Annotated in this window: 15 protein-coding genes and 1 pseudogene; 7 read left to right on the plus strand and 9 right to left on the minus strand. The window is 70.6% G+C overall.

Annotated features, from left to right (window positions below; translation table 11 throughout):
• Positions 1–160 precede the first annotated feature (160 nt).
• Positions 161–925, plus strand: coding sequence for a M48 family metallopeptidase (locus GEV43_RS25355; RefSeq protein WP_160822844.1), 765 nt, complete (start codon positions 161–163; stop codon positions 923–925).
• Complete coding sequence (locus tag GEV43_RS25360) at positions 922–1,470, plus strand: hypothetical protein (RefSeq protein WP_160822845.1); 549 nt, start codon at positions 922–924, stop codon at positions 1,468–1,470. Before GEV43_RS25355 ends, GEV43_RS25360 begins: the two co-directional genes overlap by 4 nt.
• Before the next feature lie 258 nt (positions 1,471–1,728).
• Here the strand turns inward: GEV43_RS25360 and GEV43_RS25365 are convergent, their stop codons facing one another.
• Positions 1,729–2,163: a PPOX class F420-dependent oxidoreductase gene (locus tag GEV43_RS25365; RefSeq protein WP_160822846.1), complete on the minus strand. Its 435-nt coding sequence runs from the start codon at positions 2,161–2,163 to the stop codon at positions 1,729–1,731.
• Positions 2,164–2,659: 496 nt separating this feature from the next.
• A pseudogene (locus GEV43_RS56265) lies at positions 2,660–2,953 on the minus strand (winged helix-turn-helix domain-containing protein); the annotation flags it as partial.
• Between GEV43_RS56265 and GEV43_RS51010 the strand changes: the two are divergent.
• On the plus strand, positions 2,849–3,199 hold the full coding sequence (locus tag GEV43_RS51010) for a hypothetical protein (RefSeq protein ID WP_241683037.1): 351 nt from the start codon (positions 2,849–2,851) through the stop codon (positions 3,197–3,199). The pseudogene GEV43_RS56265 and the gene GEV43_RS51010 sit on opposite strands and share 105 nt — an antisense overlap.
• Before the next feature lie 599 nt (positions 3,200–3,798).
• Here the strand turns inward: GEV43_RS51010 and GEV43_RS56270 are convergent.
• From GEV43_RS56270 to GEV43_RS25395, 5 genes are all read right to left on the minus strand, one after another.
• Positions 3,799–4,380: a cupin domain-containing protein gene (locus GEV43_RS56270; RefSeq protein WP_206681273.1), complete on the minus strand. Its 582-nt coding sequence runs from the start codon at positions 4,378–4,380 to the stop codon at positions 3,799–3,801.
• 70 nt (positions 4,381–4,450) lie between these two features.
• Complete coding sequence (locus GEV43_RS25380; protein WP_309239833.1) at positions 4,451–4,924, minus strand: lipocalin-like domain-containing protein; 474 nt, start codon at positions 4,922–4,924, stop codon at positions 4,451–4,453.
• Between the two features lie 4 nt (positions 4,925–4,928).
• A complete protein-coding gene (locus GEV43_RS25385) occupies positions 4,929–5,867 on the minus strand; it encodes a VOC family protein (RefSeq protein WP_160822848.1) in 939 nt (312 codons plus the stop codon).
• The gene (locus GEV43_RS25390) at positions 5,864–7,024 is read right to left on the minus strand and encodes a S9 family peptidase (RefSeq protein WP_160822849.1); all 1,161 of its coding nucleotides are present in this window, start codon (positions 7,022–7,024) and stop codon (positions 5,864–5,866) included. Before GEV43_RS25390 ends, GEV43_RS25385 begins: the two co-directional genes overlap by 4 nt.
• Before the next feature lie 14 nt (positions 7,025–7,038).
• Complete coding sequence (locus tag GEV43_RS25395) at positions 7,039–8,163, minus strand: FAD-dependent monooxygenase (protein WP_160822850.1); 1,125 nt, start codon at positions 8,161–8,163, stop codon at positions 7,039–7,041.
• Between the two features lie 219 nt (positions 8,164–8,382).
• On the opposite strand from GEV43_RS25395, the gene GEV43_RS25400 reads away from it, so the two are divergent.
• The 3 genes from GEV43_RS25400 to GEV43_RS25410 are packed head-to-tail and all read left to right on the plus strand — an operon-like array spanning position 8,383 to position 12,116.
• Positions 8,383–9,999, plus strand: coding sequence for a bifunctional 3-(3-hydroxy-phenyl)propionate/3-hydroxycinnamic acid hydroxylase (locus GEV43_RS25400; protein ID WP_160822851.1), 1,617 nt, complete (start codon positions 8,383–8,385; stop codon positions 9,997–9,999).
• On the plus strand, positions 9,996–11,141 hold the full coding sequence (locus GEV43_RS25405; RefSeq protein ID WP_160822852.1) for a serine aminopeptidase domain-containing protein: 1,146 nt from the start codon (positions 9,996–9,998) through the stop codon (positions 11,139–11,141). The genes GEV43_RS25400 and GEV43_RS25405 overlap by 4 nt, the downstream gene beginning before the upstream one ends.
• Before the next feature lie 6 nt (positions 11,142–11,147).
• Positions 11,148–12,116, plus strand: a complete 969-nt coding sequence (locus GEV43_RS25410) for an AraC family transcriptional regulator (protein ID WP_160822853.1) — start codon at positions 11,148–11,150, stop codon at positions 12,114–12,116.
• A gap of 56 nt (positions 12,117–12,172) precedes the next feature.
• Here the strand turns inward: GEV43_RS25410 and GEV43_RS25415 are convergent, their stop codons facing one another.
• A complete protein-coding gene (locus GEV43_RS25415; protein WP_160822854.1) occupies positions 12,173–13,000 on the minus strand; it encodes an AraC family transcriptional regulator in 828 nt (275 codons plus the stop codon).
• Between the two features lie 112 nt (positions 13,001–13,112).
• Between GEV43_RS25415 and GEV43_RS25420 the strand changes: the two genes are divergently transcribed.
• Positions 13,113–13,925, plus strand: a complete 813-nt coding sequence (locus GEV43_RS25420; RefSeq protein WP_160822855.1) for an alpha/beta fold hydrolase — start codon at positions 13,113–13,115, stop codon at positions 13,923–13,925.
• On the opposite strand, the gene GEV43_RS25425 is transcribed toward GEV43_RS25420, so the two are convergent.
• Positions 13,905–14,564 carry a TMEM175 family protein gene (locus tag GEV43_RS25425; RefSeq protein WP_160822856.1) on the minus strand — a complete coding sequence of 220 codons (660 nt, stop codon included), beginning with the start codon at positions 14,562–14,564 and terminating at the stop codon, positions 13,905–13,907. The two genes, GEV43_RS25420 and GEV43_RS25425, sit on opposite strands and share 21 nt — an antisense overlap.
• Between the last annotated feature and the right edge of the window lie 65 nt (positions 14,565–14,629).

Consider the following 14,629-nt stretch of genomic DNA (forward strand, 5'->3'; position numbering starts at 1 on the left):
CGGACAGGCCCTAAGGGCGGCGTGTATCGCGGGCGTATCGAAGAACACATATGCCACCGCAACCATCCTCCGGCTTGGGTGTGAAGGCATGGGCCCACAGCGGGCCGTGCCGTGGCATAGGGGCCCCGGCTTCGAAGGCGACCGCGAAAAGGGGAAGGCCATGGCCGAGGACGGAGAATGGGGTCGGCGTTCGCTGCTGCGGCGTGCCGCCGTGGTGGCCGGTGTCGCCGCGGCCGCACCGCTGCTGGGTAAGACGGCCACGGCTCACGCCGGCAGCGAGGACGCGGACACGTTGTTCCAGGCCGGGAAGTTCGAACGAGCCGGCCGCATGTACGAGGAGATCATCAAAAAGGACCCTGAGAACGCGCACGCCGCACGTCAGCGCGGCTATGTGGGGCTCCTGGGCAACAAGTTCCCCGAGGCCGAGAAATACCTCACGATGGCCCTGAACCTGGCACCCGACGACAAGCAGACCAACCGGTTGCTGGCCGATTGCTACACCCGGCAGGACAAACTCTCCCTGGCCGCACCCCGCTGGCGGGCGGCCGGTGAGGAAGCCTACGCCGAACAGTTCCAGGCGATCCACGGCACGCCGTATCAGGTCCACGGCGACGTCGCGCGGCTGCCATGGCAGCAGACGGACCCGTTCCCGCTGGTGGAAGCCTCGATCAATGGCGGCCCGCCGAAGAGCTTCACGTTCTACACCCACATCGACTCGTTGGGCGTGTCCGCGAAACTCGCCAAGGAGACCGGGCTGAGCGTCGTGGCCAAGCAGAAGATCGAGGCGTTCGGCGACATCATCTGGCTGTACTACGGAGTGCTGGAATCCTTCAAGATGGGCGGCATCGAACTGCGCAACCTCCCGGTGGGGTGGTCGGAGCGGGAGTCGGGGGAGAGGTCGCCCCCGAGGCCCACGACGGCATGATCGGCACGTGGGTCTTCTACCACTTGCTGCCCACCTTCGACTACGCGGGCAGGTCGCTGATCCTGCGCCGCCGCACCCCCGAGACGGCTCGAAGGGCACGCGCTGACGCCGCACGCGCGGGTGCCAGGCCGCTGCCGTTGTGGCTGGCCGATGACCACCTGCTGTACACCGAGGGCAGCGTCGCCGACGCCGCCGCCTCCGACACAGGGGTGGTGTCCCTGAACATCGGCGGGACCGGCGAACAGGTCGCGGGAATCTCCGAGGAAACGGCCAAGCGGTTGGGGGTCCGCATCGACTACGACCGCCCGTTCGCGTCCTTTGCCGGAGGCCAGCCCGTCGTCGCCTACCCCTGCTACCCCAAGGAGGTCCGGCTCGGTGACATCACCGCCAAGGGCGTCTATTGCTACGCGGGTGGAAAGAACACGCTCGGCGGCGAAGGGTTCTACAAGCTGGCCGGCTTCGACCACGCCTTCCACAAACCCACCAACATCACACTCGATTTCACCACCATGAACGCCTACATCGCCCGAGGCAAGGCCACCTGATCGCCGCGGTCGCACGGCCCCAGCCCGGAATCACCACACCGGCTGGGGCCGTCCCCATTCAACCGGCATTGACACCGCGACCACCCCTTCGCCCCGGTGGCCACCGAGCCCCACGGACGCCATCACGGCGTGGCCCTGTCGAACGGCACCGGGCCGTTCACCGTCGCCATCGATGAACCCCCGGCCCCTCGATGGACCTACCGGCCGCATGGGCTCGTATCCCCGCGGTCGCGGCGTTCACCCGTCAGGACTGCCCGGTCAGCCGGCGTCCGGCCCGGGCCGGAGGTGAACCGCCCGCCGGGACTCGTACCAGGTCTCGCCGACGGGCTCGCCCGCCATGTTCCAGCTCCAGGAGATCGTCGGGGTGATGCGCAGGTAGTGGCCGGGCCCCACCATGCCCACCCTCTCCACAGGCCCGTCCGCTTCCCCGTACACCCGAACGCCGCGCACGATGAACGGATCGAACGAGACCATGTCGTCCACCACGAAAGCGACCTTCGAACGGCCCTGGCCGACGTTGCGGAACTTGCGGGTATGCAGGACCGAATCGCCCGAGCCCCCCACCCAGAAGCAGCTCCCATCGAACTCGAAGGCGACCGGAACCACATCCGGCTGTTCTTCCGCGCAGAGACTCGCGAGCCGGGCAAGCGGCTGCGACCGTAGAAAAGCGACCTCTTCCTCGGTGAATGACACGAGCATCTCCCTCGAACGATCCAGGCCCACGCCACGCTAGACCACCCCGAAGCCGGACAGCGGCACTTCTCCGCCGCCCGCCCCGCCCCACGACAGCAATGGCTCTGATCACGACAGGCCCTGGAGGGGAGGGCCGGACACGACCTGGTACTGGCGGCGCGCACAGGCCCGGCTGGTATCGGTCGTGCGCTTCAAACCGGTTGTTCTCAAGAATGGCGTGCGGGCCGTCGTCCAGGCAGCCTGGCGCGGCGGACCGTTCGGGCGCTAAAGGGGCCGGACGAAGTTCCCCGGGTGCGGCTCCGCGATTCCGGGGTTCGATTCGTTGCACCGCGTCGTACCGATCGCGCGTTGGGAGCGGCCCGGCGGTCGACGCGGACGGGGGGAGAGAGCGGTTGCGCGTGGAGCTAGGGGGTTGGGGGTTGTCGAGCAGCGCGGTGCCCAGGTCGGTGGGCTCGTGGAGGGCGGTGTTGCGGTATCGGAGTGTGTGGATCAGGCCGGCTCGGCGTAGGACGGTGGCGTGTTCGCTGGCGCTGGGCGGGGCGATGCCGATGAGCGCGGCGAGTTCGGTGGTGGTGCAGCCGGGGTGGTCGGCGATGGCGGCCAGGACGTTCGCGCGGGTACGGCCGAGTAGTGCGGCCAGGGCTGCATGGCCGGGCCGGGTGTCGCGGGGGGCGAGGGCGGTCAGGTGCAGCAGGGGCTGGTCCTGGAAGGCGGGATAGCTGAGGACGGGTTGGGGCCGGGCGTCGTCGTCGACGCTGGTCCCGGAGCCGAACAGCGACGGGGCCAGCAGGAGTCCCTGGCCTTCCAGGTGCAGGTCGTGGTCGATGTGGGGCGGCATCCGCACTTCCAGGACGGGCGGATTCCAACTGACCGACCGTGGGCTCACCTGGGCGAGCATGGCTTCTACGCCTCCGTTCAGGAAATGGCGCGTGCGCATGGTGCGGTCGGCGATGAAGTGCTGGGTGAGTCGCGGCCAGACGGGCTCGAGCAGGGCGTGGTGCAGATCGGCGAATCCTCGGTAAAGGCGTTCTCGTAATTCCGCGTCGTCCGATAGCCGGCGGGCCCAGTCCGCCATGGGCCGGTGGTGGGCCAGCCGCGCCAGGTCATCGTGTAGGTGTTCGGGCGGGATGCTGCGTATCCGGTCGAGCTGCTCCTCGAACGTTCCGTTTCCGACGGGCGTGAGCAGGGCGGGGGACCAGCCGGTCCGCGGGATGAGCGAGAGCGCCATCCGCGCCGAGACGGATAAGCGTGCGCGGGTGCGTCGCCTCCATGCGTCCAGGCGGGCGGGGTTCACGCCGTCTTTGAGGGTGCGGGCCGCGCGGTCGAGTTCGGTCAGCGGAACGGGCGCGTGGGCCAGACGTGTGCGGGCGAGGTCCTGGTCGGTGAAGTGAATGCGGTACGACATGCCCTGAATTTCTTTCTGTCCGCAGCTCAGGGGCCTGGGCGCCGGTGCCTGCGTCTGGCTCGTCCGAGCCTAACTCCCGGTGCGTGGAGACGTCCGCTGACGGCCTTGTTCGGCCCTGGCCGAATCATGTCGCGGTCAACGCCTCGGGGTGCGGACACTGGCCACACGGCAGCGAATCGCCTGCCAGGGATGGGGCGAGGCCCTTTCCGCGTATTCCCGCGATTCCCCGGCTACAGGGGCGCCGGGGGAATCGTGATTTCGTCGGTGACTCGTCCGCTCCGTTGTCCACGTCGGCACGGAAGGCTGCTGCGAACGAATCCGGTGGAGGCGGGACGCGGTTCGCGGCGTGGCACCGGACCACGTCCAAGGGGGCCAGAGGGTTTATGGCGTTGGGGTATTTGGCTGGTTGGTTGAGGCGCGGGCTGGGCTCGGGGGTGGAGGGGGGTGGCGGATAGTAGGGCGAAGAGGATTGTGCAGGGTTTGTCGGAGCGGTTGTCCCAGGCGTGGTTGGTGCCTCGCTGGATCAGGACGTCGCCGGGGCGCATGAGGGTTTCGCCGCTGTCCAGGACGCTGTAGATCGCGCCGTCGATGACGTAGGCGTAGTCGAGTGAATCGGTGCGATGGACGTACGCGGTCGCGCCTGGTTCGTGTGGGGGAACTCGACCACGCGTAGCACGCTGCCTCGGGATGGGGGCGCCAGCGGCACTCCGGGGCCGATCGGGTCGCGGTAGGGGGTCGCGTTGCTGGGGCTTCCCTCGTGCAGCCAGAGGTTGGTCACGGTGGCGTTGGCGGTGGTCTCGACGTGCGGGCATTCGCGGTCTTCGACGACGGTGGAGCGTCCGTCGGGGTCGTGGCCGGTGACGATTCTGCGGAACGTTCGCATTACCGGGCCCCTTTTCGCTGCCAGAGGATGTGGCTTCCGAGTGGTTCGCCGCCCATCTTCATCGGCGGAGTGTCGAGTTTCAGAGTGTTCTCGTCCTCGAAGACGCATGTTCTGGTGAGGTCGGCGCCGACGAAGTTCGGGAACGTCGCGATCTTCACGTGGTGGACGACCGTCGCGGTCGGCTCGTCGACCTCGTAGGTTCCGGCGTACGAGATGATCGAGCGGTACGCCTCGGCCCGTTCCTGCTGCGTGCCGCCGTCGAGCGACCCGTCGGCGAAGGGCGCTCGTTCGGCGAGCGTGAGGTTGGCGCTCATCGTTCCTTCTCCGGTGTAAATGAGCAGTCCGGTGCAGGCTGTGGCGGGGCCGAGGGGCGGATCGATCGTTTCCCCGCCGCGGAAGACCTTCCAGTCGATCATTCGCCAACTGCCGAGAAGGCGGGCGCGGACGGAGGGCGTTGCCGATGGTTGTCTCATCGGTTCACACCGGTGGCGCGATGAACAGGCCGCGGTCGACGTCGTTGTGCGAGCGGGCCGCGATGGACTCGTTCATCTCGTTCGCGGTGCCCCACTGGTCGGCGTTGGCGGGATCGGTGAGGTCGTAGATGTGCGGGTGCCAGGTGTCCTCGTCGATGATCTCCAGTTCGGTGGTGTACTCGACGGTGTTCCCGGCCCGGTCGAGGAAGTAGCTGAACGAGTTGTCCCCGGCGCGGTGCCGTCCGGGCCCCCAGAGCCGCTCGAAGCCGAGGCGGCGCAGGCGGCCGGTGCCGCGCATGAACTCGTCGACGCCGCGCATCTCGAACGAGGCGTGGTGGAAGGCGGCGTGCGGGCCGCGTACGAAGCCGAAGCTGTGGTGGAACGTGTTGCACCGCAGGAACCACATGATCTCGCGGTCGCCGATGCGCATCGTGTCGGACAGCCGGAATCCGAGTTTCTCGATATACCAGCGGACGGTCACTTCCGGAGTGGGCGTGTTCATCAGCACGTGCGAAAGCCGTACCGGCACGGATTCGCGCTCTTCGATCCTCCGGTGCGCGCGGACCGTCACGTCCGCGGAGACCTCGACGACCCGTCCCTCGTTGTCGAAGAACCGGACGCCGTAGCCGCCGCCCGGGGTGTCGAGCGCGCGGGGCTCGTGGACGAGCGTCACCCCTTGGGCGATGAGTCGCTCGGTCAGGGCGTCCACGTCGGCGGGACGGGCGGCGCCGAAAGCGATGAGGTCCGTGCGCTTCCGGACGTCCTTGCGCAGCCGGACGACGTACAGTTCCGGTGAGCCTTCGGCGGCGAGAAAGGACACGTCCGAGTCGTTGGCGGTCTCCGTCAGTCCCCACGTCTCCAGGTAGAACGTGCGCTGTTCGGAGAAGTTCGGCATCGCGATGTCGACGTGCCGCAGATGTGTGATCAGGCCGGTGGCGTTCATGTCAGTTCCCTTCTGCTGCCGGTCGGACGAGCCGGTGGGGCGAGCCGGTCGGTCAGCCAGTCGACGATGGTGGGCAGGACGGGGCCCGATCCCATGTGCCCGCCGGGAAAGAGCCGCGCGGACTTCGGCGCGCCGTGTTCGAGGGCGAGGTGGATGTCGGCGGAGGCGTTCTGCTGGTCGTCCTTTCCGTTGACCAGCAGCAGCGGGCACGACTCCTGGTCCAGAATTCCCTGGTCCAGCAGGGAGAGTTCGGGGCAGCGCGCGACGTAGTCCGCGAAGGTGGTGCCGCCGAAGATGCGCGCGCGGGCGGGCATGAGGTCCATCAGGTAGGACGAGGCGTTCCGGGACTTCTCCTGCCATTCGGGCTGGAACGTCAAGTGCACCCCGCCGCCCCAATTGACCGCGGCGGTGAGGTGTTCGCGGTGCGTGTGCGCCAGTTTCATCGCCCAGTACCCGCCGAAGGACAGGCCGAGGGCCGCGACCCGTTCCGAGTCGAGGTCGTCCCTGTTCCGCAGCCATTCGAACACCGGATTCCACTGGCGTTCCGCGTCGGGACCGGCGAGCACCGGAGACTGCCCGACGCCCGGCTTGTCGATGTGCACCGTGGCGAAACCGCGTTCGCGCAGGAGCCGGCCGCGGGCGTAACTCTCCTCTTTCCACACGTCGATTCCGCCCCACATCAGCACGACCGGTGGCCTGGCCGCGTCGGGTCCGGGCGGCCGGGCCACCAGGAACGAGACGGAGCGGCCTTCGCCCGCGCGGCCGTCGAACGGGACGCTGACCTGCTCGACGGGCGTCTTCTCCCGTTCGCAGACCCGGGCGAAATAGGTGCGGGCCAGCTCGTACGCGGCCAGCTTGGCGGGATGGGTGGGGGATGGATACCGCCCGAGGAACGCGAACTGATACGCCTGCCACCAGTTCTCCAGGGCGGTGTCGCGGTCGCCGTCGATATCGGCCCGTTCGGCCGCGGACGCGAACTCCGCCGCGCCGCCGAGCCAGTGCTCCGCCCAACGGACCGGGTCGACGCCGGGAAGCGTCTCGATGTATCGGGAGGCCGCGGCCTCGCCGATGGCGTTGAACGGGTTGCGCCGCTGAGCGAGATGCGCGCGCAGCCACGACTTCGCCTCGGGCAGGGACGGGGTGGCGTTGTCGGACAACCGAACCTCCTGTGTCACGCCGGCTGAGCCATCCGCCGATGGCACGTTTCGATGAGCGGGTACGCGTCGCGGTGCCGTTGCTCCTGTTCGAGACGGGCGATCGCGACCGAGGTCCTCACCAGGACCGAGCACCGTTCCCTGCGGCGTTCGGTGAACGTTTCGAGGGCCTCGCGGACGTCCTCGCACCGGTCCAGTTCCTGCGCCAGGACCAGGCCGTCCTCGATCGCGAGCGCGGCCCCGCTGGCCATCTGCGGCGAGGGCGCGTGCGCGGCGTCGCCGATGACGACACTCGTCCCGGCGGACCACGGCGCGTCCACGAACGCGGTCTGCACGGGCCGTCGGATCACCGAGCCGGACCGCGCGACCTCGGGCCGCACCTCGGCGGCACGGCCGGTGAACGGGGCCAGCAGCTCTCCCATCCGCGCGGCGAGGTCGGCGTCCGGAAGCACGTCCGGCCGGACCCCGTTCTCGGTGAGGAACACGTATGCCTGGCTCGGGGAGATCGGCACGACGCCCGTCTGGTGGCCGACACCCGCGAAGGTGTGGATGCCGGTGGCCCAGGCAGGGCGCGGCACGAGGGCCCGCCACACCATCTGGCCGTGGTAGCGGATCGGGGCGGAACGGCCGATGAGGTCACGGACGACGGAACGGATCCCGTCGGCGCCCACGAGCAGTTCGACGTCTCGCGTCGTTCCGTCGGTCAGTTCGGCGCGTACCCGGCCGTCCCCCTGGTCCAGGCGGGAGACGCTGAGTCCGTGGCGGGTCCGCGCGCCGAGCCGCAGCGCCTCGGCGCGCAGGATCCGGTGCAGCTCCGGGCGCGCGATCCCCGCCATGGCCGGGCGGTCCCGGCCGATCAGGCGCGGGAGCCCGATCGGGGTCGCCGCCCCGTCCGCGTCGACGTTGGTGATCACGCTCATGCCGTATCCGGCGGCAAGGCACTGGTCCGCGAGCCCCAGGCCGTCGAGCGCGCGAAGCGAAGGGCCGGTCAGGCTCAGCCCCCATCCGGCGGTGGCGCCCTCGGCGCCCGCTTCGATGACCTCGACGAGCCATCCCCGCCGGGCCAGGGCGCTCGCCGCCGTCAGTCCCGCGATGCCGGCGCCGACGATCAGCGCTGAACGCGCGCCGCCACTGTTGTCCATAGGCCCTCCAAGCCGTTGCGCTCGGCCAAGGTAGGGCGGCGGCCTCGGGCTTTCTGTCCGGTTCGGGAGGAGGTCGTCCGGTTCCGGCAACGGTTCCGGAAGGGGATAACGAACGTCTGGAACCGGACAGCGGCCCCGCGACCGCCCGCTTAGCGTGTCCGGTCCCGCGCGCGCACGTGCCGCGACGGCCTTGCGCCCGACCCCTCACCGGAGGCAACGATGTCCGAGACCACCGATCCGGCCGGACGGCCGGGCGACGACGTCCTCTACGACGTCGTTCTGATCGGGTACGGCCCGGTCGGCCAGACCCTGGCGGCGCTGCTCGGGCAGGCCGGCCGCGAGGTCGCGGTGTTCGAGCGCTGGCCCCGGCTGTACGGCCGGGCGCGCGCCGGGCACGTCGACCACGAGATCATGCGGATCTTCCAGTCCCTCGGCATCGCCGAACGGGTCGAGCGGGACATGTTCCGCGCCACCAAGTACGTGTTCCGCAACGCGGACGGCGAGACCCTGCTGACCTTCGACTGGGACGCCGACGGCATCTCCGGGTGGCCCTCGGACTACATCATGTACCAGCCGTCGATCGAGGACGCGCTCGACGCGGCGGTGCGCGCCCAGCCGACCGTCTCGGTGCACCAGGGCTGGGAGGCCACCGCGATCGCCCCGCACGAGGACCACGTCGAAATCACCCTGCGCGAGAGCACCGAGTCCCGTTCCGGCGAGAGCGCTTCCGGCGCGCGGACCCGGACGGTCCGGGCCCGGTACCTGGTGGGCGCCGACGGCGCGAACAGCTTCGTCCGTACGCGGCTCGGCGCCTCCCAGACCGACTTCGGGTTCCGGGAGACCTGGTTCGTCTGCGACCTGGAGCCGAACGTCCCGCTGGACCTCGGATTCGACAACGGGCAGGTGTGCGACCCGGCCCGGCCGCACTGCCTGTTCCAGCTCGGCGCCCGGCACCGCCGGTTCGAGTTCGCGCTGCTGCCCGGCGAGGACCCCGGACGGTTCCGCGACCCGCGGGCGGCCTGGGAGCTGCTCGCTCCGTACGGCGTCACACCGGGCAAGGCCGATCTCGTCCGGCACGCGGTCTACACCTTCGAGGCCAAGCTCGCCGACCGGTGGCGCCGCGGCCGGATCCTGCTGGCCGGCGACGCCGCGCACGTCATGCCGCCGTTCATGGGGCAGGGGATGTGCTCGGGGATCCGCGACGCCAAGGCGCTGGCCTGGCGGCTCGACCTGGTGCTGCGCGGCCTCGCCGCCGACGCCGTTCTCGACGGCTACCAGGCCGAACGGGCGCCGCACGTCGAGACGCTGATCCGGATGTCCGTCGAGGCGGGCCGGGTGTCCTGCACGTTCGACCCGGAGATCGCCGCGGCCAGGGACGAGGCGTTCCGGCGCGGCGAGGTCGCGCCCCCGCCGCCGTTCCCGCACCTGCTCGACGGGCTGCTCGACACCGGGGCCGGAGGAAGGGCGGCCGAGGTCGTGGGCCGGCTCGCCCCGCAGGGCCGGGTGCGGAGCGGCGGTCGGACCGGGCGGTTCGACGACGTGGTCGGCCACGGATGGACGCTGCTGCTCGCCCCCGGCGCGGACTGCGATCTCACCCCCGGCCAGGCCGCCGTCCTCGACCGGCTCGGCGCCCGGATCGTCGCCCTCGGCGAGGACCCCGCCGACATCGACGGCTACTACGCTGGCTACTTCGCCCGGACGGGCCTCTCGATGATCCTCTACCGCCCGGACTTCTACGTCTTCGGCGCCGCCGAGGACGGCGCCGCGGCCGGCCGGGTCGTGGACGCGCTCGGCCGTTCGATCGGCGGGCCCTCGCAGATCCCGGCCGTTCCGTGAGCGCGGCCCCGGACTGGAAGGCCGCCGCGGAGGCGCACAAGCGGGCGATGCCGGTGCAGCGCCTCGTCGGCAACGGCATGGACCTCGCCGACGCCGGCGAGCTCTACCGGCTCGTGGACCTCGGACGGCCGTGGGACGCGGTCGCCGAGGAGCTGGGCGAGCGCGACCTGGCCCGCGCGGACGCCGCCCTCGCCGAGGGGCACACCGCGACCGCGCGCGGCTGGTACCTGTTCGCGTCGGCGTGCTTCCGGGTCGGGCAGGTCCCGCTCGCCGACACCGAGCCGCGCAAGCGGGAGCTGTACCGCAAGCTGATCGCGGCCTTCGGCGCGGCGGGCGCGCTGGCCGTGCCGGTCGCCGAGCACCTGGACGTGGACACCCCGGCCGGGGTCGTGTCGGGCTGGCTGCTGCGCCCCGCCGGGGTACGGAACCCGCCCGCGGTGGTGATCGTCGGCGGGTTCGACGGGTGGCGGGAGGAGTACCACCTCGGCGCCACGTACCTGCTCGACCGCGGGATCGCCGCGTTCCTCGCCGACGGTCCCGGCCAAGGGGAGAGCAGGCTGTTCCACGGCAGCCGGATGACCCCGGACGTGGCCGGGGCGTTCGGGACCGTCGCGGAGAGCCTGCGCGCGGACGGCAGGCTCGGCGACCGGGTCGGGATCTGGGGGAACAGCATGGGCGGGTTCCTCGCCGCGCTGGCCGCGAGCGCGGACGAGGCGTTCGCCGCCTGCTGCGTCAACGGCGGCACCGTCCGTCCCGCCGAGGTCCTGGACCGCTACCCGAGGTTCGTCGAGAAGGTGCGGCCGCTGCTCGGGATCGACGATCCCGAGCGGGCTCGGGCGGCGATGCGGCGCTACCGGCTCACCCCGGAGCGCCTGGCCCGCCTGCGGGCCCCGTTGCTGGTCCTGCACGGCAGGCCCGACCGGGTGTTCCTGATCGAGAACGCCCGCGCGCTGTACGACGCCGCGGGATCGTCCGACAAGCGCTGGGCCGAGTGGCCCGACGGCGACCACTGCGTCTACAACCATTCGTACGAGAAGCACGTGCTCGTCGCGGATTGGTTCGCCGACCGGCTCTCCGCCTCAACGGCCCATGCTCCGCCCCCTCGACCGGTGGCATCATCGAACCGCGTACCGAAGAGGTGAGCAGTGTTGTCGAGTCCCCTCCGCAGTTTCGTCATCACGAAGTCCGGCAATCCGGTGAACCTGCTCCACTCGGCGACCCGGCTGTTCGGCGGGGCGGTCACCACCAGCCCCCTCGGCCCCTTCGCCGACGGCGAGCACGAGGTGCGCGGCATCGCGGCCGCGGACTTCGCCGTCGGCTATTTCGCCTCCCCGCTGGCGGTACGGGTCGGCACGACGCCCGGCAGGGACTCCTACTTCGTCAACCTCGGCCTGGACGGTGAGATCTCCGCGAGCCGCGGCGGCGACCAGGTCGTCCTCAGCCGGGAAAGGGCCGGGGTGTTCAATCCGGGCGACGCCCAGGAACTGCGCCCGAACCGGCCGGGGACGAGATTCCTGGGCCTGCGGATCGACGCCGGACTCGTCCGGCGGGAACTCGCGGCGCTCACCGGGCGCCCGACCCGTTCCGCCGTGCGCTTCGACCTCCCGCTCGACCTTTCCGAACCGCAGGGGAGAGCGGTGAAGCTGCTGATCGAGTCGTTGATCGAGCAACTCGACTCCGGCGATCCGCTGTTCCAGCGGGAGGAACTGCGGCGGAGCCAGTTGCGCTGCATCGTGACCGCGCTGCTGCTGGCCCAGTCGCACACCCACACCGCCGCGCTGCGCGACGTCCCCGGAACCCCGCATCCGAAAGCGCTGCGCGCGGCCGTCGCCTTCATCGAAGCCAACCTGCCGGAACCGCTCTCCCTCAGCCGGATCGCGGAGGCCGCCGGATGCAGCGCCCGGACGGTCAGCGGCGCCTTCCGGGACAATCTCGGGACATCTCCGATGGCCTACGTCCGCGACCTCCGGCTGGACCGGATACGCCACGACCTGCTGTCGACCGACGACCAGATCGGCGAGATAGCGTACCGCTGGGGCGTCACCCACCTCGGCCGGTTCGCAGCCGACTACCGGTCCCGCTTCGGCGAACTCCCGTCGGCCACCACCCGCGGGTAACGGCCACCAAGGCATCGGCCTTTCTCACCGGCGGCGCGGCCACCGCGGACAGCCGTTCACTCGGCGGTCATCGTCGCCTGCCAGGCTCCCGGGCGCATGCCTGTCGCCTTCCGGAAGAACACCGAGAAGTTGGACGCGTCGGGGAAGCCGAGCGCCCTGGCGCAGGCGGCCGCGGTGAGGCGGTCGTGCGCGAGGAGCCGTTTGGCCTCCAGCACGATCCGATCGACGATGTACGCCTTGGCGGTGCGGCCGGTGACCTGCTGTACCGCCCTGGACAGAGTGCGGGGCGCGTAGCCGAGGGACCGGGCGTAGTGGCCGACGTCGTGGTGGTCGCGGAAGTGCGCTTCGACGCTCGACCGGAACAGCCGGAACGCCGCGTTCGCCGCCCGCGCCTCGGCGTGCGGTGGCCGCAGCCGGGCGATGAGCGCGGAGAGCAGGATCTCGGGCAGCTCCGCCGACGCGTCCCCGGGCGGGGCGGTCGCTTCGAGGACGAGATGGTCGCGCGCGCTGTCGACGAACGGCCAGTCGGCGTCGGGAATCGTCCATTGCGCGACCAGATCCGGTGACGCGACGAGTTCCCTGGTGGCGTGGGTGACCGGTGCGGTCGGCACGAACAGTACGACGTGCCCCGCCACCCCCGCGATGTCGTCCCATCGATGCACCGCGCCCGGACCTATCCACACCGCGGACCGTTCCCGGAGCGGGTGCCGGAGGAAGTCCACCGTGACGGCTCCCCGTCCGGCGTCGACGAGGGCGAGGACGTTGAAGTCGGCGCGCTGCGTCCCGCCGTCGTTCAGCTCACGAAGGCGCTCGAACGTCATCGTCTCGACGGCGGCGGCACGGCGCCCGGCGGGCTGGTAGGTCATCTGCCGGATCACGCTCACGTGTCCATTTTTCACCATCGGACGACCGATTCCTCCGATGCCCCTGTGTCTCTGAAGAGCTTGAATGACTCCACGGAACGAACGCTCCGCGACGCTGAAGGAGAAGGTGACCATGACCACCGCACACCCGCCCCTGCCCGTTCACGACCACCGGCCGGGGGCCGGACCGACCCTGGTCTTCCTGCATTACTGGGGCGGGTCGGCCCGTACCTGGGACCTCGTCCTCGATCGCCTCACCGGCCGCGACACGCTCACCGTCGACTTCCGCGGATGGGGCCGCTCGCGCGACCTGCCCGGGCCCTACACGCTCCGCCGGTTCGCCGACGACACGCTCGCCGTGATCGCCGACGCGGGCGTCACCGACCACGTCCTCGTCGGGCACTCCATGGGAGGCAAGGTCGCGCAGTTGGTCGCGGCCACCCGGCCCGCCGGCCTCCGCGGGATCGTCCTCGTCGGCCCCGCCCCGGCGAAGCCTCCGGCGCACGTCACTCCCGGCTACCGGGAAGGGCTCTCCCACGCCTACGACTCCGACGAGTCCGTCGCCGACGCGCGGGACAACGTCCTCACCGCGACCGCGCTGCCCGAGGCGATCAAGTCTCAGATCGCGGACGACTCGCGCGCCGCCGCCGACGCCGCCCGCGCGGAGTGGCCGCTGCGCGGCATCGCCGAGGACGTCACCGGGCACACCCGCATGGTCGGCGTCCCCGCCCTCGTCGTCGCCGGAGAGAACGACCGGGTCGAACCCGTCGGCGTGCTCCGCGACAACCTGGTGCCCTACCTCCCGGGAGCCGAACTCGTGGTCATCCCGAAGACCGGGCACCTGATCCCGCTGGAGGCCCCGGCCGACCTCGCCGCCGCGATCACCGCGTTCGCCCCGGCGTCCCGACCGGCCACCCGAGACGGCCTAGGAGTCCAGGTCCTGTGACTTGGACCGGCCTCGCACGCGGGAGCGGACGCGGAAGACGAGGGCCGCGCCGTAGGCGGCGGCGAGGGGGGCGATGAACCACATGATGTAGGCGTAGTGGAGCAGCCAGGCGAGGGCGGCGCTGAGAGCGAACCAGACGCCGACCGCCCAGGAGGCGTCGGCGTGGTCGCGGGTGGCGGCGGGGTCGTCGGTGCTCAGGTCGGCGGCGACGGCGATCTCCTTGATGACCGCCTCGCAGAAGACCATGGCCGCCATCGTCCCGGCGAACAGGGTCTGCGCCATCGGATTGGTGATCGAGGCGCCGATGACCGCGGTCGGGAACGGCAGGAAGGCCGCCAGCATCAGGAACGGCGCGTGCCAGAACGCGAACGCCCTCGACAGCCGGTGGACGCGGTCCATCAGCTGGTGGTGGCGGCGCCACACCGACCACAGCAGGACGAACGCCAGCGCGAACGCCAGATAGGAGCCCCGCTGGTCGACCAGGAAGTCCCACAGCGCGTGCCCGGACTCCCGCTGCCTCTCGTCCGGACGTTCCAGCTCCACGGCCAGCAGCGTCATCGCGATCGCGAAGACCGCGTCGGTGAAGAAGGCCAGTCTCTCGGGCGAGAGCCCAGGCTCAGGCCGCGTGTCCGCGCTCATGCAACTCCCTGTCATCGGGTCTTCGAACGGCCATCATTATCCGAGATGGAACGGACACGTTCCGT

The sequence above is a fragment of the Actinomadura sp. J1-007 genome, assembly GCF_009793335.1.
GTDB classification, from domain to species: domain Bacteria; phylum Actinomycetota; class Actinomycetes; order Streptosporangiales; family Streptosporangiaceae; genus Spirillospora; species Spirillospora yumaensis.